Below are 19,210 nucleotides of genomic sequence, written 5' to 3'. Positions count from 1 at the left end.
CCTTATAGGCATCGGCTTATACACAATTTCCAGCGTGACCGCCGGCACGTAACTTCTGCAATGTCTTGGCAGCGACATGAACCTCTTTGAGTCCCAGCCAAATAGCTTTCGTGCCGGGTTCGCCATCGCCCTTGCGGCCGAGGAATCCGCCCAGGCGCGCGATCAGGCGCAGCACCTCGTTGAGCTTGGGCTTGTCCGGCTGCTTGACGTCGGTCAGCAAATACGCGCCACGAATTTCATCGACATCGAAGAACAGTTCGGCATCCAGATCGGGGCAACTGCGACCCATGTGCATCAGACGGACGATTCGCCAAGCCACGACCAGAAACAGCGCCAGCGCGCGTTCGAGCCGTTCGATCGCGCCCAGTTGCAGCGCCTCGACCCGGCAACCGTTCTTCAGCACGTTGAACAAGATCTCGATTTCCCAGCGCGCCCGATACCAGTCGATCAGTTCAATCGCTTCCTGCAACGTCGTGGCTTCGCGGTTGGTCAGCAAGCGCCATTCGATCGGCTTGACGCCGCCTGGTGCATCAAACTCACGCGCCACCAGACACGTGGCCGCAACGCTCTGACCAACGCCTGCCGGCAGTTCGATGCGCCGCAACCATACGTGCTGACGCACCTGGCGCGCCTTCACGCCGTGACGCGAGCCCATCGTGAAGGCAATCTCGCCCAGCGGTGTGCCTTCTGTCGTCGCTGTCCATAGCTTGGCTCCCTCGGGCAGCGCGCGGTCGTGGGTCGAGCGAATCAGCCAATCCGCCGGCGTGCCCAACTCCTGCGCCCGCACCATCAGCGCGAGCATGTCTGCCTCGCGATCAGCGACGTACACCAGTCGCGTGTGTGGCAGGCTCGATGCCGTTTCCGCTACGCGCTCGTAACCCTCGATCCAGCGCAGGCTTTCCTTGAGGCCGCCGCGCTGGCCCTGCGCGTCCTTGGGCTCACGCGCCCACATCCATGCGTCGAGTACACCCAGCGGCACCCGCTCAGGCGTCACCGCATAGGTCGGATGCAAATACATCCCGCGCTGCATCTCATAAGACAGTGGCCCAAGGCCCGCGGCCTGCCGGCCGTTGAAATCCAGTTCCGTGGTGTCCTGCAGGCACAACACGACCGACTGAGCGGCCATTCGTTGCTCGGTCTGCCGCCAGTGCGGTTCCAGAATCGCACTCCACTCGACCTCGCCGTTGTCGAAGAAGCGGTACGCCGCCATCGTCTCGCCCCAGCCCCGACACGCCTGCGGCACGCCAGCCGTCGGCTTGGCCGCCAATCGTTCCATCAATGTCCTCGCTCGCTTGTTCAAGCGCGCGTCGCCAAGGTCGAGGTCAGCAAATTCGGTTTGCGTCCAGCACGGTGCTTCCAGGGCCAAGGCGTTCACGCAAAAAGCGAGAGTAAACGCGATGCGCCGAAAGTTTACAAGCCCCCGTCGATCTCATTGCCCGACGACGGTTTGTTCCAGGGCCGGAGCGCCAAAACCCGTTTACAAGCAATGAGTTACAGCAACGAGTTGTAAGCTTGGCGGAAAAAGCGTTTACTTCTGGTTTTTCAGAGTAGCGCAAATGAGCCCGGGAAAACATCTGATCAGTCTGCTGTCGGCAATAGAAGATCCCCGCGTCGTTGGACGAACGTGGCACAAGTTGATCGACGTTCTGTCGATTGCGCTGTTCTCTGTGCTGGCCGGCGCACAAGGGTGGGACGAGATGGAAGAATGGGGGCTTGCCAACGAAGCGAGGCTTCGGCAATACCTCGAATTGCCCCATGGCATCCCGGGGCACGACACCATCCGACGGATCTTCGAGGTGCTCGATCCGAAGCAACTGGATGCGTGCCTGCTGAATTGGGTAGGCGAGGTGTGTCCGGATCTTCATTCGGTCATCGCAATCGACGGCAAGAGTGTGCGTGGTTCGGGCACGCACGCCAGGGGTGTGCGTGCCTTGCATAGCGTGACGGCCTACGCGAGTCTAAGTGGGCTGGTGCTGGCGCAGCAGCGCTGCGAGGAGAAGTCAAACGAGATCACTGCCATTGAAGCTCTGCTGCCCGTCCTGTCGCTCAAGGGCAGCCTGGTAACCATAGACGCCATCGGCACTCAGGTGGCCATCGCCCAGAAGATCACTGAGCGTGGTGGCGACTATCTGCTGGTTGCGAAGGATAACCAGCCCGGTCTGGCTCAGGCCGTTGAAGACTATATGCGAATCGGCAAAGCCCACGATTGGGCGCACATGAATCCATCGATCTTTGAGACGCTGGATAAAGGGCATGGTCGCCTTGAAACCCGTCACTGTGTCGCAGTGGCAGCGCCGGACTATCTCAGCGAACTGGACCGCTGGCCCAGGCTTAAGAGCCTGGTGCGCATTGAGCGGACACGCGAGATCGCGGGCCAGGTCAGCTCGCAGACGCAGTACCTGATCAGCTCCGCAGCACCCGACGCCAAATACCTACTTGAGGCGAGCCGCATGCACTGGGCCATCGAGAATGGTTTGCATCATTGCCTTGACGTGACCTTCCGCGAGGACGCCAGCACCGTGCGCTTGCGCAATGCGACGGCCAATTTCGCCACCTTGCGCCGCATCACTTTGAATTTGCTGCGCATGCGGCCCGAATCCGGTAAGAAAAAGCGCAGCGTGGCCGCACGTCGCAAGGTCGCCGGCTGGAATCCCGACTACTTATTCGAGTTACTCCAGCTCACGCGACTTCCCAGAATTTGATGCTCCGGCCCTGCGGTTTGTTCCGGCCTACGGTTGCGGAGGGCTGACTTGTGTATAAGACGATGCCTTATAGGGCGCCCGGCCGCAGGACAACTGCTCAATAAAGTGCAAACGTTCTTCCGCATGCGAAGCCACACCGGTCAGCAACATTTCACCTGTTAAATTCGACGCGCTCATAAATTAAATAAACTCCAAAGCAGTTAACGTAGATTCCGGCGTATTCAAGTGAGCATAAAAGGGCTATCTAGCAGCCTTTTATCTAAGGTAGGAATACTAAGATGTGTTTGTTCGACTTGAGAATGCGTCGAATTTAATCGGTATAGCGTATCAGCGACTTTCCTGATTTAGGTCAGGACATTTCGGATGAGTTGTTGATCACCCGCTCGGGCACATCCGGGTTGCAAGATTCAAGACACTGGAATATTTCATTTAGTGTCCAACGTGATAGCGGTTGCAGGCAGTTATTCCATAGTGAATATTCGCGCCGACGTTTGATGGTCCTCGTCTGCGCCTGAAATTGCCACAACACAGAGGATTCCAGTTAGCCTCGCCATATTCGGCCAGAGCGTGGCCGGGATAAAGTCTTGAATTGGCGTGCACCCAGCTGCAGCAGATCCGGACGAGTTGCGCATGAGCGCTGAGCGACTGCCAAGCGAGGTTGGACATAACCATGAACATTAAGCGGGGGAAAAGACATCCGCTAATGTACGGTCCAGAACAGTACTTTGTATATAAGACGAGTTCTCAAGGATTCTTATCTTTCTACCTGAACTCGTAATCCACGTCTAAAACGTTGCGACGATCGGCACGCCAGCCGATCGCCACCATAACCAAGTTAAGTCGCCGCCAGTTCAACTTTCGGCGCAAACGAATCGCTTTGCGCCAAAGGCCAATACTTCTCGTACAGCGTATAGCGATAGTTGCCCTTCAGCAGATCATTCGGATCGAGATACTTCAACAGTTCGGACATCAACTGCACCTCATGCGACGACACGCGCCGCACGATGTGATGCGCGCGTAGTTCAGCAGGATGCTTGAGCCCCGCAGCCTGAATGATTTCCTTCAGCGCATGCAAGGTGTTGTGATGGAAGTTGAACACGCGGTCGGCCTTGTCCGGCACTACCAAGGCATGCTGACGCACCGGGTCCTGGGTGGCGACGCCCGTCGGGCAGCGGCCGGTGTGGCAGGTCTGCGCCTGAATGCAGCCGACCGCGAACATGAAGCCGCGCGCCGCGTTGACCCAGTCGGCGCCGATCGCCAGCGTCTTCGTGATGTCGAACGCGGTAATCATCTTGCCGCTCGCGCCAATCCGGATGCGCTGACGCAAGCCGGTGCCGACCAGCGTGTTGTGCACCAGCAGCAGGCCTTCCTGCAAAGGCACGCCGACGTGATCGGTGAACTCCAATGGCGCTGCGCCCGTGCCGCCTTCCGCACCGTCGACCACGATGAAGTCCGGCAGAATCCCCGTCTCCAGCATCGCCTTTGCGATGCCGAAGAATTCCCACGGATGCCCGATGCACAGCTTGAACCCGGTCGGCTTCCCGCCGGACAGCGTGCGCAAACGGTCGACGAATTCGAGCAGGCCGCGCGGCGACGAGAATTCGGAGTGGGTGGCGGGCGAGATGCAGTCGCGGCCCATCGGCACGCCGCGCGTCTCGGCAATCTCTGGCGTGATCTTGGCGGCCGGCAGCACGCCGCCGTGACCGGGCTTCGCGCCTTGCGAGAGCTTCACTTCGATCATCTTCACTTGCGGTTCGGCGGCCTGCTTCGCGAACTTCTCGGCGCTGAAAGTGCCGTCGTCGTTGCGGCAGCCGAAGTAGCCCGAGGCGATTTCCCAGATGATGTCGCCACCGTGCTCGCGGTGGTATTTCGACATCGAACCTTCGCCCGTGTCGTGTGCGAAATTGCCTTTCTTCGCGCCGAGGTTCAGCGCCATGATCGCGTTCGCCGACAACGAGCCGAAGCTCATTGCGGAGACGTTGAAGATCGACATCGAATAGGGCTGCTTGCGCTCGGGCCCGACGACGATACGGAAGTCGTGGTTATCGAGCGTGGTCGGCGCGAGCGAGTGGCTGATCCATTCATGCGCGACGGCTTTGACGTCGAGCTCGGTGCCGTACGGGCGGCTGTCCACGTCGTTCTTCGCGCGCTGATAGACGATGCTGCGTTGCGCGCGCGAGAACGGTTTCTCGTCGGTATCGTTCTCGACGAAATACTGGCGGATTTCCGGGCGGATGAACTCGAACAGGAAGCGGAAGTGGCCCCACAGCGGATAGTTGCGCAGAATCGCGTGGCGTTCCTGCGTCAGGTCGAACAGGCCGAGCGCGACCAGCGCCACCGGCACGATGATCCAGAACCACGAAAGGTGATGCGTCGCGGCGAGCGCCGCACAGACGGCGAGCAGCACGGTTGCGCACCACATCGCCAGATAACGTCGAGAGAACATGGGGACTCCAGTGCAGTGAAGATCGTCACGGCGGGATCGTCGACGCTGTCGGCGCAGACGGAATCCGCCGCGAAGGGAAACGCACAACTGCTTGTTATGGTGAAGCTAGCTGCGGCTCGAAGATGAAACGCGTGGTGAAGCGTGAAGTGCGTGAAGCCTGAAGTTTGAAGCCTGAAGCCTGAAGCCTGAAGATAAGCCAGGAAAATGAAGCGCGTGCGGTGACGTCGAGCGATGCTAAACGTTGCCGCACGATAAAACTCCTGGCTCAACGGGCGGTTAGCAACGCGGCCGTTTGCGCCTGGCGCGCCGTGGGCTGCCCGGTCACCGCGTGTTCGATGATGCCGCCGCCGAGACACACGTCGCCATCGTAGAGCACTGCGGATTGCCCAGGTGTGACAGCCCATTGGGCGGCGTCGAAATTCAGTTCGAACAGACCCTCGCCGGCCCCCGCCGCGCTTGCAGTCGCACGTGCAACCGAGCTTGCAGCCGCACCGAACGTGCACGGCGCGTCCGCTTGCCGGTAACGCGTTTTCGCGCCGCACGCGAAACCGTCGACCGGCGGCTCGCCCGCAACCCAGCTCGTATTGCCCGCGCTCAACGTATGGCTTAGCAGCCACGGATGATCGTGGCCTTGCGCGACATACAGCGTGTTCGACGCAATATCCTTGCCGGCGACGAACCATGGCTCGCCGCTGCCGTCCTTGCTGCCACCGAGGCCAATGCCCTTGCGCTGTCCGAATGTGTAGAACGCGAGGCCGATATGTTCGCCGACCACTTTGCCTTCGGTGGTTTTCATCGGACCGGGTTTGGTCGGCAGATAGCGGTTCAGGAAGTCGCGGAACGGCCGTTCGCCGATGAAGCAGATACCGGTGGAATCTTTCTTCTTCGCATTCGGCAGCGCGATCTGTTCCGCGATCTCGCGAACTTTGGTTTTCGGAATCTCGCCCAGAGGAAACAGCGTCTTCGACAACTGCGCCTGGTTCAGCCGGTGCAGGAAGTACGACTGATCCTTCGTATGATCGAAGGCCTTCAGCAGTTCGAAGCGGCCGTTGTTCTCACGCACACGCGCATAGTGGCCGGTCGCGATGGTTTCCGCGCCGAGCGACATCGCGTGGTCGAGGAAGGCCTTGAACTTGATCTCGGCGTTGCACAGCACGTCCGGGTTCGGCGTGCGGCCTGCCGAGTATTCGCGCAGGAATTCGGCGAACACGCGGTCTTTGTATTCGGCGGCGAAGTTGACCGCTTCGACGTCGATGCCGATCAGGTCCGCCACCGAGACGACGTCGATCCAGTCCTGCCGCGTCGAGCAGTACTCGCTATCGTCGTCGTCTTCCCAGTTTTTCATGAACAGGCCGACCACGTCGTAGCCCTGTTCCTTCAGCAGCCACGCGGTGACCGACGAATCGACGCCGCCCGACATGCCTACTACGACTTTCTGCTTGCTCATAACGTACTCACTGGGTACTGCGTGACTTCATTGATCGTGGGTTGACCGTGGTTTGGTCGCCTGGTTGGCCGCTTGTGACGGCTCAGGCCCGTTTGTGACGGGTTAGGCCGGGCTATGTCTGGCTATCCCTAACTACAGCCTACAGCCGCTTACGTCTGCTTATGCCCGACCGAATGCGTGTGCACGAAGTCGAGCGGGATACGCCGTCCCGCGAGGTAATCGTCGAGACATTGCATGACGAGCGGCGTGCGATGCCGTTCGGGGCAGGCGCGCAATTCGTCGGCGCTCATCCACAGCGTGCGGACGATGTCGGGATCGAGCGCGTGTGCCGCGTCCGGTTCGCCGCTCGCGCCGCAATAGGTGAAGCGCAGATAGGTCACGCCCTCACTGCCGGGCCGCTCGAAATGCGTCATATAGATGCCGACCAGCGCCTCGGGCGTGAACGGATGCGCGGTTTCCTCGAGCGTTTCGCGGATGACCGCTTCCAGAAGCGTTTCGCCCGCTTCCAGATGGCCGGCGGGCTGATTCAGGCGCAGGCCGTCGGCGGTATGTTCCTCGACGAGGAGAAAGCGTCCGTCACGCTCGACGATGGCCGCAACGGTGACGTGCGGCACCCAGGTTTCTGGTTTCATGGCTGCGCATTTTACCGTTTATGGGCCTGGGCTGCCGGGAAGCGGACGAGCGGCCAGGACACCCGGATTGTCCCCGATTTCTTTGCACCCCCCTGTTTCGGTTAAAGTGAGGCGTTAGCCGTTGCAATCGCAAGCCGGCGTGCCTCGTCGGCGCATCTGTCGTAAAACAGGAAGTCGAGGAGGAACAACGATGCACATCGGAGTGCCAGCTGAGACGCGCGCGCACGAAACCCGCGTCGCCGCGACGCCCGAAACGGTCAAGAAGTATGTGACCCAGGGCCATCGGGTCACGATCCAGAACGGCGCCGGCACCGGCGCGAGCTTTCCGGACGAAGCCTTTACATCCGCCGGCGCGGAAATCGTCGATGGGGCTACCGCATTCGGCGCGGATCTCGTCCTTAAAGTCCAGTCCCCGACCGATGCCGAGTTGCCGCTGCTCAAGCGCGGCGCGACGCTGGTCGGCATGCTCGATCCATTTAATACCGAAAACTCATCAAAGCTGGCGGCCGCGGGCGTCACCGCGTTCGCTTTGGAGGCCGCGCCACGCACCACGCGTGCGCAGAGTCTGGATGTTTTGAGCTCGCAGGCGAACATCGCCGGCTACAAGGCGGTGCTGCTGGCGGCCACGCTCTATCCGCGTTTTATGCCGATGCTGATGACCGCCGCCGGCACCGTGAAAGCGGCCCGTGTGCTGATTCTCGGCGCGGGGGTGGCGGGGTTGCAGGCGATTGCGACCGCCAAGCGCCTGGGCGCTGTGATTGAAGCGTCCGACGTGCGTCCGGCGGTGAAGGAGCAGATCGAATCGCTTGGCGCCAAGTTTCTCGACGTGCCGTACGAAACCGATGAAGAGCGTGAAGCCGCGCAGGGCGTCGGCGGCTACGCGCGGCCAATGCCGCCTTCGTGGCTGACGCGTCAGTCTGCATTGGTGCATGAACGGGCCAAACAGGCCGACATCGTGATCTCGACCGCATTGATTCCAGGCCGGGCCGCGCCAACGCTGATTTCGGTGGAAACCGTGCAGGCGATGAAACCCGGTTCCGTGCTGGTGGACCTCGCGGCTGGCCGAGGCGCGGAGTACGAAGGCCGGCGCGGCGGCAACTGTCCGCTCAGCGAAACGGACCAGGTGGTGATCAAACATGGCGTGACGATCGTCGGCTATACGAATCTGGCCTCGATGGTGCCCGCCGACGCGTCGTCGCTCTACGCACGCAACCTGCTCGACTTCCTCAAGCTGATCATCACGAAGGAAGGCGCCCTGAACATCGATCTCGCGGACGACATCGTCGCGGCCACGCTGCTGGCCCGCGATGGAGAAGTCACGCGCAAGGCATAAGTGGAGAGTGCGGAAATGGAAGTCATCAACCACACCGTCATCAATCTGATCATCTTCGTGCTGGCGATTTACGTCGGCTACCACGTCGTCTGGAACGTCACGCCCGCGCTGCATACGCCGCTGATGGCGGTGACCAACGCAATCTCGGCGATCGTGATCGTCGGCGCCATGCTCGCCGCCGGCCTCACGCTGGGCACGCCCGGCAAGTTCTTCGGCACGCTCGCCGTCGCGCTCGCCGCAGTGAATGTGTTCGGCGGCTTTCTCGTCACGAGGCGAATGCTGGAGATGTTCAGGAAGAAAGAGCCCAAGAAGCTCATCGCTGACAAGACGGCCAAGGAGAACGCGTAATGAGTCTGAACGTCGTCACGTTGCTTTATCTGGTCGCGTCGGTCTGCTTCATCCAGGCGCTCAAGGGGCTGTCGAATCCGAAGACGGCGCGCATCGGCAATACGTTCGGCATGGCCGGGATGGCGATTGCGATCCTCACGACAATCGCGCTGATCATCAAACAGGCCAATGGGCTCGGCTCGAATCTCGGTTTGGGTCTCGGCCTGCTGCTGGTCGCCCTGGTGATCGGCGGCGCGATCGGAGCGTTTGTCGCCGCGCGCGTCGAGATGACCAAGATGCCGGAACTGGTCGCGGCGATGCACTCGCTGATCGGTCTGGCAGCCGTGTGTATCGCGTATGCGGTGGTGTCGGAGCCGTCCGCGTTCGGTCTGGTCGATCCGGAGAACACAACACCGGGTTTCCTGCCTTATGGCAATCGCGTCGAGCTGTTCATCGGCACGTTCGTCGGCGCGATTACGTTCTCCGGTTCGGTGATCGCGTTCGGCAAGCTGTCGGGCAAGTACAAGTTCCGGCTGTTCCAGGGCGCGCCGGTCGTTTATGCAGGGCAGCACCTGATCAACCTGCTGCTCGCGCTCGGGATGCTCGGCTTCGGCGTGATCTTCTTCCTCACGCAGGCGTGGTTGCCGTTCATCATCATGACGATCATCGCCTTCGTGCTCGGGGTGCTGATCATCATTCCGATCGGCGGCGCGGATATGCCGGTGGTCGTGTCGATGCTCAACTCGTACTCGGGTTGGGCGGCGGCGGGGATCGGCTTCTCGCTGAACAATCCGATGCTGATCATCGCGGGCTCGCTGGTCGGGTCGTCGGGTGCGATCCTGTCGTACATCATGTGCCGGGCGATGAACCGTTCGTTCTTCAACGTGATTCTGGGCGGCTTCGGTAACGAAGCGGGTGCGGCGGCTGCGGGTGGTTCGGCGGAGCAGCGTCCGGTGAAATCGGGTTCCGCCGACGACGCGTCGTTCATGCTCGGCAATGCTGAAACCGTGGTGATCGTGCCGGGTTACGGGCTTGCCGTGGCGCGCGCGCAGCATGCGTTGAAGGAGTTGACCGACAAGCTGGTCGAGAAGGGCATCGAGGTGAAGTACGCAATTCACCCGGTGGCCGGCCGCATGCCGGGGCACATGAACGTGCTGCTCGCCGAAGCCGAAGTACCGTACGACATGGTCTACGAAATGGACGACATCAACGGTGAGTTCGGCCAGGTCGACGTGGTGCTGGTGCTCGGCGCGAACGACGTGGTGAACCCGGCGGCGAAGAACGATCCGAAGTCGCCGATCGCGGGCATGCCGATCATCGAGGCATATAAGGCTCGCACGGTCATCGTGAACAAGCGTTCGATGGCAGCGGGTTATGCGGGCCTCGACAACGACCTGTTCTACATGGACAAGACGATGATGGTGTTCGGCGACGCGAAGAAGGTGATTGAGGATATGGTGAAGGCGGTGGAGTAGCCGCGTTCCACTATGCTACGCGGCCTGCCCTGCGGCGGGCCGCAGCCTTAATGTGCGCGCGACGTCTGGTGAGGCAGGGCGCTTCCTGATTCACAGCCCCGACACGTACTACCGGATCTCACAACGCAAACGTGCCCGCGTCGCAAAATCGCGTCGCTCTTCACCTCGGCTTCGCATTCACATGCCGCAGCAAGTCGGCCAAACGCCTGCCTTCCTGATCCGGATACTGTTCGAGCACCTGAAGAGTCTGAATCTTCTCCAGCCCGAAGTTGCGGAAGTCTTCGCGCAATTCACACCACGCGCCGAGCGTCCAGCGCGCACCCCAATACGCTAGCGCCAGTGGCCATACGCGCCGTTCGGTCGCCGCGCCGTTTGCATCGGTATAGGCAAAGCTCACTACGTGCCGCGCGTCGATCGCTCGATGCAGGACGTCCACCTTCGTCGAGAAATCCGCTTTGATGTGAAACGACGGCGCGAAGATCGCCAGACGTTCGAGCGTCACGCGCTTGTCGGCGGGCATCGCCGAGGCGATCTTTGCCAACGCGCCGCGCGCGCCGCTCGCGAAGCCGGCGCCACCCCACGATTCGAGCATCCGCGCGCCTGCTGCGAGCGCGGCCAGTTCATCGGCGGTGAAAGTGAGCGGCGGCAGGCTCGCCGCGCGGCTCAACCGATAGCCGATGCCCGCTTCGCCTTCGATCGGCACGCCTGACAATTGCAGATCGCGCACGTCGCGATAGACGGTGCGCAGCGAAATATTCAGCCAGTCGGCAAGTTGTTGCGCGGTGGTCAGACGCCGTCCGCGCAGCAGTTCGGCGATCTGGAACAGGCGGTCGGCGCGGCGCGTCATCGTGGGCGTCTTGTAGAAAAGGACGGGGACAGTCCCGCGATGATAGCGCCGCATGCCGCGCTCCGGTCGTCGTTCGGCGCGGTGCCGTTGGGCCGCCGTGCTGGTGCGCCGCGTTGCGTGGCGAAGTGTTGTGTGGCGTCGCGTGTTATCCGTTGGTCCGCGAATGCAGGCCGAGACGATTGCCTTCCGTGTCGGTGAAGAACGCGATGTAGCCGATGTCCTGTGGCAGCTTGATCACCGGACCATCCGTCTTGCCGCCGGCCTGCTCGACGCGGGCGAGGGTGGCGTCGACCGTCGGCTGTGCGTTCAGATAGACGAGCACGCCGTCGGCGGTTGGTTTCATCGACGGGTTATGGACGATCGCGCCGCCGGTAGCCGGTTCCTCGTAGCCGAAGATGGCGATCGGCTGGCCGCCGACTTCCTGACGATTCAGTTTGAGGTCGAGCGCGGCTTCGTAAAAGCGAACCGCGCGCTCGAAATCGACGGACGGAATCTCGAACCATGCAACAACTTTGGATGATGCGGACATGACACTCTCCTGTGGATGGCGGTAAGCCGTGCAAAGCGCCGGATGGCGTGAGAGGGAGTGTGCGGGGGTGCTACTGACAGCGTAGTGTCAGTAGGGCTTGGCGGGGGAGCAAAAGGACGTGGCGGGCGATGAGCGCGTGGGGCGCCGGTAGTGATGGCGGGGTGGGGAGGTGGCGGAGGTGGCGGAGGTGGCGGAGACGGCGGAGACGGCGGAGGTGGCGGAGGTGGCGGAGACGGCGGAGACGGCGGAGATGGCGGAGATGGCGGAGATCGCGGAGATGGCGGAGATGGCGGAGACGGCGGAGACGGCAGAGAAGGCAGAGAAGGCAGAGAATGCAGAGAAGGCAGAGAAGGCAGAGAAGGCAGAGAAGGCAGAGAAGGCAGAGAAGGCAGAGAAGGCAGAGAAGGCAGAGAAGGTAGAGAAGGCAGAGAAGGCAGAGAAGGCAGAGAAGGCAGAGACGGCGGAGACGGCAGAGACGGCAGAGACGGTAGAGACGGCGGAGATGGCAGAGATGGCAGAGACGGCGGAGACGGCAGAGATGGCAAAGACGGTGTGGCGGGCGCGAACATAGGGGCGCAGAAGCCGGGGTGGCAGCCGGCGGGGCCCTACGTCGGTCGATCGCCGACGTACTGGTGAAAAAAACCGCGAACCTGGATGCGCGGTTTTTTTCGATGCTGCTTTGCTTTGCTTTGCTTTGCTTTGCTTTGCTTTGCTTTGCTTTGCTTTGCTTTGCTTTGCTTTGCTTTGCTTTGCTTTGCTTTGCTTTGCTTTGCTTTGCGCCTGCTTAGGCCGCTGGCGTGTCGTTGTTCTGCGGCCGCTGGCGCACACTGCCGGCGATCAGATCAAAGCGGAACAGCCGGCATTCGAGCGCGCCATTGAAGAGCGGCGTTTTGGTCGATTCACGCAGACGTAACTGGCCAGGCAACTTGCGATCCGACGTCAGGATGAACGCGTGCCAGCCGGTGAAGCGCTGCTTCAGTGCATCGCCAAGCGATTGGAAAAATTCGCTATCCGGCGTTTCTTCCTGAGCGCGGCGGAAGCCGTCGTCTTCGCGGCCTTCACGCGTGGCGCGTCCTTCGCGGATTTCGCCGCGTGCGTTGCGGCCGCGCACTTCGATCCGTTCGCCATACGGCGGATTTGCGACGAGGATGCCGGGCTCAGCCGACGGCGCCGCCATACCGCGCGCATCGACTTGCTTGAGCGGAATCGACGGCAGACCGGCGCGCTGGAAGTTCGCGCGCGCCTTGTCCAGCATGTCGCCGGAAATATCGCTGCCGAAGATTTGCAGATCGGCGCGCGAGTTGCGGGCGGCGTGCTTGGCGTCGAGCGCGGCGGCCTTCAGCGTTTGCCAGGTCTTGGCATCGAATTGCTTGAGCTTTTCGAAGCCGAAGCGGCGTTCCGCGCCCGGCGCGATATTCAGCGCCACTTGCGCGGCTTCCGCGAGGAAGGTGCCGCTGCCGCACATCGGGTCGTACAGCGGCGTGCCGGCGGTCCAGCCGGTCAGACGCAGGATGCCGGCCGCGAGATTCTCGCGCAGCGGCGCCGCGCCCTTGTCCAGGCGCCAGCCGCGCTTGAAGAGCGGATCGCCGGAGGTGTCGAGGTAGAGCGTGCAATCGGTGGCGGTGAGGAACGCGAACACGCGCACGTCGGGCATGGCGGTGTCGATGTTCGGACGCGCGCCGCTCACTTCACGCAAACGGTCGCAGATCGCGTCCTTGACGCGCAGCGTTGTGAATTCGAGGCTGCGCAGCGGCGACTTGATCGCGGTGACGTCGACTCGCAGCGTTTCATTCGCTGAGAACCACTGCTCCCAGCGCTGTTCGACTGCGAGCGCGTAGACGTCCTGTTCGCTGCGGTACGGCCGATGTGCGATTTTCAGCAGCACGCGGCTCGCGAGGCGCGAGTGCAGGTTGGCGGCCATGCCGGCGGCCCAGCCGCCGCGGAAATGCACGCCGCCGGGGACTTGTGCGCCGGCTGTGAACGGCGCGCCGTTCAGGTGCTTCGCGGCAATTTCGGCGAGCTCGGTGGCGAGCGAGGCTTCAAGGCCGCGCGGACAGGGGAGGAAGAAATCGAAGGACATTGGGGTTGCCGGAAGGCGTTGGATAAGGGCGTATTGTACGCGGTCAGGGTGGGGGGGCTCGGGCGTTTGCCTACGGCGTTGGTCTTTGCTTGAATTGCTGGCCTGCTCGGCGCGGTTTGGTTGTTCGCCTGCGGCGTTGGCCTTTACTTGAATTGTTTGTCTGCCCGGCGCTTTATGGCTGTGTCTTTATGGCGTTGGCCTTTCCTTGAATTGTTATTGGTCTATTAGCGTTGCCCCTGTGCGGGGCGGCACTGTAGTGGTTCAATGATCCTGGACACCTCTAAAGGGGATAATTCTCCAACTGAGGTGAGAAATGAGCAGACGGAACATTCCCGACGAATTGAAGGCAGAAGCGGTCCAGCTGGTGGTCAGCAGGGGCTATTCCTATGCGCAGGCGTGTGAGGCGCTGGGCGTGGGCGACACGGCGTTGCGCCGCTGGGTGACGCTGTGGCGCGCTGAGCAGGTCAGAGCGCCGCGTACACAACTGGAGATAGAGGCCGATGCGCGCCGCATCCGCGAACTCGAAGCCCGGGTCGCCGATCTGGAACGGGAGCGCGACATACTAAAAAAGTCCACGGCCTTCTTCGTCAAGGAAATGGATCGCTTCCCGAAGTGATCCAGTCACTGAAGAAGGTCTGGCCTGTGAGGGCGATGTGCCGGGTGATGAATGTTGCGCCTAGCAGCTATTACGCGTTTGCCGGGCGCACGTCGAAGAGTGCGGCGCCTTGCCAGCAGATAGCGGCCGCACGGGAAATTCATCGCGAAACCCGCGGCAGTTATGGGAGCCGCAGGATGTCGCAGGAGTTGCGAAAACGTGGTCACGCGGTAGGTCGTTATCGTGCCGGCACGCTGATGCGGCAGGCACAACTGGTGGTCACCAGAAAGCGCACACATCGCTATCCGAAGAGCAATGAGCAGGCGCAGGTGGTGCCTAATCTGCTGGACCGTAACTTCGAGCCGCCGGCCATCAATCAGGTATGGGCAGGCGACATTACGTATGTGAGGACGCTTCAGGGTTGGTCTTATCTTGCCATCGTGATGGACCTGTATTCGCGCCGTATCGTCGGCTGGTCGTTGGGGCTGATGCCTGATACAGCGCTGGTGATCAGGGCGTTGCAGCAGGCCCTGGAGCGGCGCAGTCCGTCGCCAGGCCTGATGTTCCACTCGGATCAGGGATGCCAGTACACCAGCGCGCACTTCACGAACGAACTGAAGGCAAACGGCATCGTCCAGAGTATGAGTAGAAAGGGGAACTGCTGGGATAACGCGCCGGTGGAGCGTTTCTTTAGAAGCCTGAAAGGCGAATGGATCGACGACAAAGGGTACCGTGATCACGCGCATGCCGAACGCGACATTGAGGCTTACATCGACGACTTTTATAACCACCGTCGCATCCATTCTGCAGCAGGCGGACAACCGCCGGCACGATGTGAAGCGTCACTTTTTTAGAAATGCCCCTTTCCGGGTGTCCAATTTTACTTGACCACTACACACTTACTTTCTTTGCCGCCGCAAAGAAAGATAAGCAAAGAAAGCGGCTCACACCGCCAGCGCTTAAGCGGGGACCTCGCACAGTCGCGGTAGTGGTGCATCTGGAATCCGTGCCATCGCACATTCGGCGTGAGTGACAAAGCATTCATACTTCCCGCCTCGCACTGCGTGCTCGCCGGAAGGGTTCATCATGCAAACCAGCGGCTTCGTTTGGGAGCAGGTGGGCGCCATCGGCTTCGCCTCGGCGAAGCGCCCGAGCGACAGCACCAGAGAGGCAAACTCGAAGAGACAATATATGCCGAGCCACCGCACGAAATGAAATGAGCGACCGCACGAAATGAGCCACGGCGCGAAATGAGCCGTGAGCGCGAAACCGCAGCGATCGGCTTTATGAACTACGCTACGGCGCGCGCAGCGTCGCCGGAAGTATGACGGCTGTGTCACTGATGCCGAATGTGCGAGAACACAGATTCCAGATGCACCACTACCGCGACTGTGCGGGGGACCCGCTTAAGAGTTGGCGGTTTGAGCTGCTTTCTCTTGCCTACTTCTCTTTGCAGCCGGCAAAGAGAAGTAGGTGCCGCCCCGCACAGGGGCGACGCTAATAGACCAATAACAAATCAAGGAAAGGCCAACACCGTAGGCAAACAGCCAAACAAGCGCGAGCAGACAAACAAATCAAGGAAAGCCCAACACCGTAGGCAAACAGCCAAACAAGCGCGAGCAGACAAACAAATCAAGGAAAGCCCAACGCCGTAGGCAAACAGCCAAACAAGCGCGAGCAGGCAAACAAATCAAGGAAAGCCCAACGCCGCAGGCAAACACCTAACCAAGCGCCCCGCGGGCAAAAAAAAGCCATCAACTACCGGCAGACGTAGCCCCACTCACATCACCAGAAGGACACGCCGGCACGGCAAAACCAGCTCCACCGGAGCCCCTCCTGGTAGAACCAGAAACAGCCGCCATCCCCTTCACAGCAACAGCAACCTGCATAGCAACCTGCTGCAACGCAGCCCTATGCCCACGGACAAGCGCGTCATACCCGCCGCTAACCGGCTCACTCACCACACTCCGACAGGTCATCACCGCAGTACTCCGTACAGCCCTCACACTCCAAACCGCATCGATCAACGCATGTGACCCCGGCCATGACTCGAACCGCTGCACATTCATGCTGACCCGATACACCGGCGTCGTATCCGGATAAGCGGTGCCATACACATCGATCGTGCCGAGCTGCTGCGTAAGGCTAGTCGACAAAGCGCGCCGAATCTCATCACCCGGTAACGAAGCCCAACGCTCCTGCTCGAGCACCTGAACCTGCGTCGGTCCCGTCTGCACCACCAACTGATTCTTCGCCACCTGCGGCGGCACATCGATCGGCGCGACTTCGATCAGCCACGCCGGCGCAGCCGCAGTACGCGCACTGACCGTGGCCGCAGAACCAGCAGCACCGGAACCCGCGCTGTCGGCGCCGAGCGTATAAAACCGGCTCGATGGCGACGAACACGCCGCCATCGCCATCAATCCGGCCAGAGCGCCGACATACACAGCGCCGCGCACAAGCCCGCGCGGCGGGCGGGGGAGCCGGGCAAACATCATGGTTTATCTCCTGTTTTACCGCGCAACAGCGATTCCGGATGACGCTCCAGATAATCCGACAGCGCATTCAGCGACTGCAACGTGCGCGTCAATTCCTGCAACGCCTGATGAACATCCGACTGCAACGGCGAATCCTGCTGCAACGTCGCCTCGGCCGAGCCGAAGGTCTGCTTCGCCGCGGCGAGCGTGTCGCGTGCCTCCGGCACGACTTCCTTGTCGAGTCGCGTGAATAGCTGGTCGGCATTCTTCAACGCGCTGTTCAGGTTCGAACCGATCTGGTCGAACGGCACCTTGTCGAGCTTCTTCGCAATGTCGGCAACCTGCACCTGCAGTTCGTCGAGCGAGTTCGGAATGGTCGGCAACTCGAGCGGATCGCCCGCTACGTCGACTGTGGCCGGGGGCGCCTTCGGGAAGATATCGAGCGCCACGTACAACTGGCTCGTGATCAGATTGCCGGTGCGCAACTGGCCCCGCAGACCGTGCTTGACAAGCTGTTGCAGCATGGTTTGACCCGCGATGCTGCCCGGCACCGGCGCGGTTTCGCGGAAGCGCTTGCCGAGACGATCCGGGTAGATGTTCATCGTCACCGGCATGGTGAAGCTGCGCGTCTTCGGATCGTAGTCGATGCCGATGTTGGTCACCTGACCCAGCACGATGCCGCGGAAATCGACTGTCGCGCCGACCGACAGCCCACGCAGCGACTGGTTGAAGTTCATCACCACGCGCAGCGGTACGCCGTCCGGTTCGCGCATCGCGTCCGCTTCATCCGAACCGAGGCGGAACGTCATATTGTTCGGCGCCTGCGCGCCCACGCCCTGGCCCGGTGGCGACTGGAACGACAGGCCGCCGACGATCACCGTCGCGAGCGATTGCGTGTTCAGCTTGAAGCCGCTCGAGTCGAGCCGCAGATCGACGCCGCTCGCATGCCACCAGCGCGAATTGGTGCCGACGTACTGGTCGAACGGCGCCGACACGAAGACCTGCATCGTCACGCCGGTGCCGTCCTTGTCGAGCGAGAAGCCGACCACCTGGCCGACCTGCACGCGCCGGTAGAAAATCGGCGAGCCGATGTCGATCGAGCCGAGCGAATCGCCGTGCAGGATGAACTGGTGGCCTTTCTGGTCGCCGGTAATGGGCGGTGGCGTTTCAAGGCCCACGAAGTTCTTCTCGGTATCCGGCGAGTGCCCGGCGTCCGCGCCGATGTAAGCACCCGAAAGCAGCGTGGTCAGTCCGGACACGCCGCTCGCGCCGACGCGCGGGCGCACCACCCAGAAGCGCGAATCCTTGACCGCGAAATTTTCGCCTTCCTTGGTGAGCTGCACCTGAACCAGCACGTGCGACAGATCCTTCGACAGCGTGATGGTCTTCACCGAGCCGACGTCGACGTCCTTGTACTTGACCTTGGTCTTGCCGGGCTCGAGGCCTTCGGCGCTGGTGAACGTGATCGTGATGGTCGGGCCTTTTTCGGTCACCGACTTGATCACGAGCGCAAGGCCGATCAGCGCGGCGATCAGCGGAATCACCCAGACCAGCGAGGGCAGCCAGCGGCTGCGCGGCTCGATATCGGGGTCTGGCAGTTGCGGCGGCAGCTTCGGTCCGTTCGAATCGTTGCGCGGCGCGTCGGAGGTGGGCGTCGGTCCTGGCGGGCTAGTCATGGTCGAGGTCCTGAGGTTTTGGAGTACTGCCTTCCACGTTGTCCCAGATGAGCCGTGGATCGAATTGCATGGATGCCATCATCGTCAGAATCACCACCGAGCCGAAGGCGATCGCGCCCGGTCCGGCCGTGATCACAGCAAGCGACTTGAAACGGACCAGCGCGACGGTCAACGTAACGACGAACACGTCGAGCATCGACCAGCGCCCGATCCGTTCGACCATGCGGTAGAGCGTGGTGCGCTGTTCCGGCCGCCAGCGCGAGCGCCGCTGGCAAGTGGCGGTGAGCAGTACCAGCACGCTGAGCTTGAGCATCGGCACCATGATGCTGGCGATGAACACGATCACGGCCAACGGCCAGTCGCCCGAGGTCCAGAAGTACACGACGCCGCTCATGATGGTGTCGTCTTCCGAACCGAGCAGCGACGTCGTATGCATCACCGGCAGCAGGTTCGCGGGAATATACAGCAAGGCCGCGGCGATCAGCAGCGCCCAGGTGCGCATCAGGCTATCGGGGTTGCGCGAGTGGAGGTGTGCGCCGCAGCGTCCGCAGTGCTGCGGTGTGACGGAGCGGATACGTGGCTCGACGCGTCCGCACGAGTGGCAAGCAACCAGACCCGCGCGTTTCGCGGTCGTGTATTTCATC

At 61.6% G+C, this 19,210-nt stretch carries 16 protein-coding genes; 6 read left to right on the top strand and 10 right to left on the bottom strand.

Annotated elements, in window-relative coordinates; genetic code table 11:
• Nucleotides 1-16: 16 nt before the first annotated feature.
• On the bottom strand, nucleotides 17-1,366 hold the full coding sequence (locus P0D84_RS17615; protein ID WP_459252212.1) for an IS4 family transposase: 1,350 nt from the start codon (nucleotides 1,364-1,366) through the stop codon (nucleotides 17-19).
• A 190-nt stretch (nucleotides 1,367-1,556) separates the two neighbouring features.
• On the opposite strand from P0D84_RS17615, the gene P0D84_RS17610 reads away from it, so the two are divergent.
• The gene (locus P0D84_RS17610) at nucleotides 1,557-2,702 is read left to right on the top strand and encodes an ISAs1 family transposase (protein WP_408331415.1); all 1,146 of its coding nucleotides are present in this window, start codon (nucleotides 1,557-1,559) and stop codon (nucleotides 2,700-2,702) included.
• A gap of 835 nt (nucleotides 2,703-3,537) precedes the next feature.
• On the opposite strand, the gene P0D84_RS17605 is transcribed toward P0D84_RS17610, so the two are convergent.
• From P0D84_RS17605 to P0D84_RS17595, 3 genes are all read right to left on the bottom strand, one after another.
• Nucleotides 3,538-5,148 carry an FMN-binding glutamate synthase family protein gene (locus P0D84_RS17605; RefSeq protein ID WP_408338393.1) on the bottom strand — a complete coding sequence of 537 codons (1,611 nt, stop codon included), beginning with the start codon at nucleotides 5,146-5,148 and terminating at the stop codon, nucleotides 3,538-3,540.
• Nucleotides 5,149-5,413: 265 nt separating this feature from the next.
• On the bottom strand, nucleotides 5,414-6,595 hold the full coding sequence (mnmA, locus tag P0D84_RS17600) for a tRNA 2-thiouridine(34) synthase MnmA (protein ID WP_408338391.1): 1,182 nt from the start codon (nucleotides 6,593-6,595) through the stop codon (nucleotides 5,414-5,416).
• Between the two features lie 149 nt (nucleotides 6,596-6,744).
• Nucleotides 6,745-7,227 (bottom strand): NUDIX hydrolase, encoded by a 483-nt coding sequence (locus P0D84_RS17595; RefSeq protein WP_408338389.1) that lies wholly within the window; start codon nucleotides 7,225-7,227, stop codon nucleotides 6,745-6,747.
• Between the two features lie 190 nt (nucleotides 7,228-7,417).
• Between P0D84_RS17595 and P0D84_RS17590 the strand changes: the two genes are divergently transcribed.
• From P0D84_RS17590 to P0D84_RS17580, 3 genes are read left to right on the top strand one after another with little or no spacing between them, the layout of a single operon-like run.
• Nucleotides 7,418-8,560 carry a Re/Si-specific NAD(P)(+) transhydrogenase subunit alpha gene (locus tag P0D84_RS17590; RefSeq protein WP_408338387.1) on the top strand — a complete coding sequence of 381 codons (1,143 nt, stop codon included), beginning with the start codon at nucleotides 7,418-7,420 and terminating at the stop codon, nucleotides 8,558-8,560.
• A gap of 15 nt (nucleotides 8,561-8,575) precedes the next feature.
• Nucleotides 8,576-8,908 carry an NAD(P) transhydrogenase subunit alpha part 2 gene (locus P0D84_RS17585; protein ID WP_074763055.1) on the top strand — a complete coding sequence of 111 codons (333 nt, stop codon included), beginning with the start codon at nucleotides 8,576-8,578 and terminating at the stop codon, nucleotides 8,906-8,908.
• Nucleotides 8,908-10,362 (top strand): NAD(P)(+) transhydrogenase (Re/Si-specific) subunit beta, encoded by a 1,455-nt coding sequence (locus P0D84_RS17580; RefSeq protein WP_179736177.1) that lies wholly within the window; start codon nucleotides 8,908-8,910, stop codon nucleotides 10,360-10,362. Before P0D84_RS17585 ends, P0D84_RS17580 begins: the two co-directional genes overlap by 1 nt.
• Before the next feature lie 160 nt (nucleotides 10,363-10,522).
• On the opposite strand, the gene P0D84_RS17575 is transcribed toward P0D84_RS17580, so the two are convergent.
• Both P0D84_RS17575 and P0D84_RS17570 read right to left on the bottom strand, forming a co-directional pair.
• Nucleotides 10,523-11,263, bottom strand: coding sequence for a helix-turn-helix transcriptional regulator (locus tag P0D84_RS17575; protein WP_408338384.1), 741 nt, complete (start codon nucleotides 11,261-11,263; stop codon nucleotides 10,523-10,525).
• Nucleotides 11,264-11,354: 91 nt separating this feature from the next.
• The gene (locus tag P0D84_RS17570) at nucleotides 11,355-11,738 is read right to left on the bottom strand and encodes a VOC family protein (RefSeq protein WP_408338382.1); all 384 of its coding nucleotides are present in this window, start codon (nucleotides 11,736-11,738) and stop codon (nucleotides 11,355-11,357) included.
• A 169-nt stretch (nucleotides 11,739-11,907) separates the two neighbouring features.
• On the opposite strand from P0D84_RS17570, the gene P0D84_RS17565 reads away from it, so the two are divergent.
• Nucleotides 11,908-12,309 (top strand): hypothetical protein, encoded by a 402-nt coding sequence (locus P0D84_RS17565; RefSeq protein ID WP_408338380.1) that lies wholly within the window; start codon nucleotides 11,908-11,910, stop codon nucleotides 12,307-12,309.
• Nucleotides 12,310-12,522: 213 nt separating this feature from the next.
• On the opposite strand, the gene P0D84_RS17560 is transcribed toward P0D84_RS17565, so the two are convergent.
• Nucleotides 12,523-13,818, bottom strand: coding sequence for a THUMP domain-containing class I SAM-dependent RNA methyltransferase (locus tag P0D84_RS17560; RefSeq protein WP_408338378.1), 1,296 nt, complete (start codon nucleotides 13,816-13,818; stop codon nucleotides 12,523-12,525).
• 313 nt (nucleotides 13,819-14,131) lie between these two features.
• Between P0D84_RS17560 and P0D84_RS17555 the strand changes: the two genes are divergently transcribed.
• Nucleotides 14,132-15,267, top strand: a protein-coding gene (locus P0D84_RS17555; protein ID WP_408333544.1) for an IS3 family transposase whose coding sequence is annotated in 2 segments (ribosomal slippage) — nucleotides 14,132-14,390 and nucleotides 14,390-15,267 — 1,137 coding nt in all. Because the reading frame shifts where the segments join, the coding sequence is not laid out codon by codon here.
• A gap of 900 nt (nucleotides 15,268-16,167) precedes the next feature.
• Here P0D84_RS17555 and P0D84_RS17550 read toward each other — a convergent pair.
• From P0D84_RS17550 to P0D84_RS17540, 3 genes are read right to left on the bottom strand one after another with little or no spacing between them, the layout of a single operon-like run.
• Nucleotides 16,168-16,911 carry a PqiC family protein gene (locus P0D84_RS17550; RefSeq protein WP_408338376.1) on the bottom strand — a complete coding sequence of 248 codons (744 nt, stop codon included), beginning with the start codon at nucleotides 16,909-16,911 and terminating at the stop codon, nucleotides 16,168-16,170.
• A complete protein-coding gene (locus tag P0D84_RS17545) occupies nucleotides 16,908-18,566 on the bottom strand; it encodes a PqiB family protein (protein WP_408338374.1) in 1,659 nt (552 codons plus the stop codon). Before P0D84_RS17545 ends, P0D84_RS17550 begins: the two co-directional genes overlap by 4 nt.
• Complete coding sequence (locus tag P0D84_RS17540) at nucleotides 18,559-19,209, bottom strand: paraquat-inducible protein A (RefSeq protein WP_408338372.1); 651 nt, start codon at nucleotides 19,207-19,209, stop codon at nucleotides 18,559-18,561. The genes P0D84_RS17545 and P0D84_RS17540 overlap by 8 nt, the downstream gene beginning before the upstream one ends.
• Nucleotide 19,210 lies beyond the last annotated feature (1 nt).

The organism is Paraburkholderia sp. RL17-337-BIB-A (assembly GCF_046025895.1).
Lineage (GTDB): Bacteria > Pseudomonadota > Gammaproteobacteria > Burkholderiales > Burkholderiaceae > Paraburkholderia > Paraburkholderia fungorum_C.
The sequence above is the reverse complement of the archived record's forward strand: the minus strand, read 5'-3'. Positions and strand labels throughout refer to the sequence as shown.

Excerpts from the sequence above, each read along its gene's own strand:
- P0D84_RS17570 (WP_408338382.1), bottom strand. The coding sequence starts at position 11,738 with ATGTCCGCATCATCCAAAGTTGTTGCATGGTTCGAGATTCCGTCCGTC.
- mnmA (WP_408338391.1), bottom strand. The coding sequence starts at position 6,595 with ATGAGCAAGCAGAAAGTCGTAGTAGGCATGTCGGGCGGCGTCGATTCG.
- P0D84_RS17605 (WP_408338393.1), bottom strand. The coding sequence starts at position 5,148 with ATGTTCTCTCGACGTTATCTGGCGATGTGGTGCGCAACCGTGCTGCTC.
- P0D84_RS17585 (WP_074763055.1), top strand. The coding sequence starts at position 8,576 with ATGGAAGTCATCAACCACACCGTCATCAATCTGATCATCTTCGTGCTG.
- P0D84_RS17550 (WP_408338376.1), bottom strand. The coding sequence starts at position 16,911 with ATGATGTTTGCCCGGCTCCCCCGCCCGCCGCGCGGGCTTGTGCGCGGC.
- P0D84_RS17595 (WP_408338389.1), bottom strand. The coding sequence starts at position 7,227 with ATGAAACCAGAAACCTGGGTGCCGCACGTCACCGTTGCGGCCATCGTC.
- P0D84_RS17590 (WP_408338387.1), top strand. The coding sequence starts at position 7,418 with ATGCACATCGGAGTGCCAGCTGAGACGCGCGCGCACGAAACCCGCGTC.
- P0D84_RS17560 (WP_408338378.1), bottom strand. The coding sequence starts at position 13,818 with ATGTCCTTCGATTTCTTCCTCCCCTGTCCGCGCGGCCTTGAAGCCTCG.
- P0D84_RS17575 (WP_408338384.1), bottom strand. The coding sequence starts at position 11,263 with ATGCGGCGCTATCATCGCGGGACTGTCCCCGTCCTTTTCTACAAGACG.
- P0D84_RS17610 (WP_408331415.1), top strand. The coding sequence starts at position 1,557 with ATGAGCCCGGGAAAACATCTGATCAGTCTGCTGTCGGCAATAGAAGAT.
- P0D84_RS17545 (WP_408338374.1), bottom strand. The coding sequence starts at position 18,566 with ATGACTAGCCCGCCAGGACCGACGCCCACCTCCGACGCGCCGCGCAAC.
- P0D84_RS17580 (WP_179736177.1), top strand. The coding sequence starts at position 8,908 with ATGAGTCTGAACGTCGTCACGTTGCTTTATCTGGTCGCGTCGGTCTGC.
- P0D84_RS17540 (WP_408338372.1), bottom strand. The coding sequence starts at position 19,209 with ATGAAATACACGACCGCGAAACGCGCGGGTCTGGTTGCTTGCCACTCG.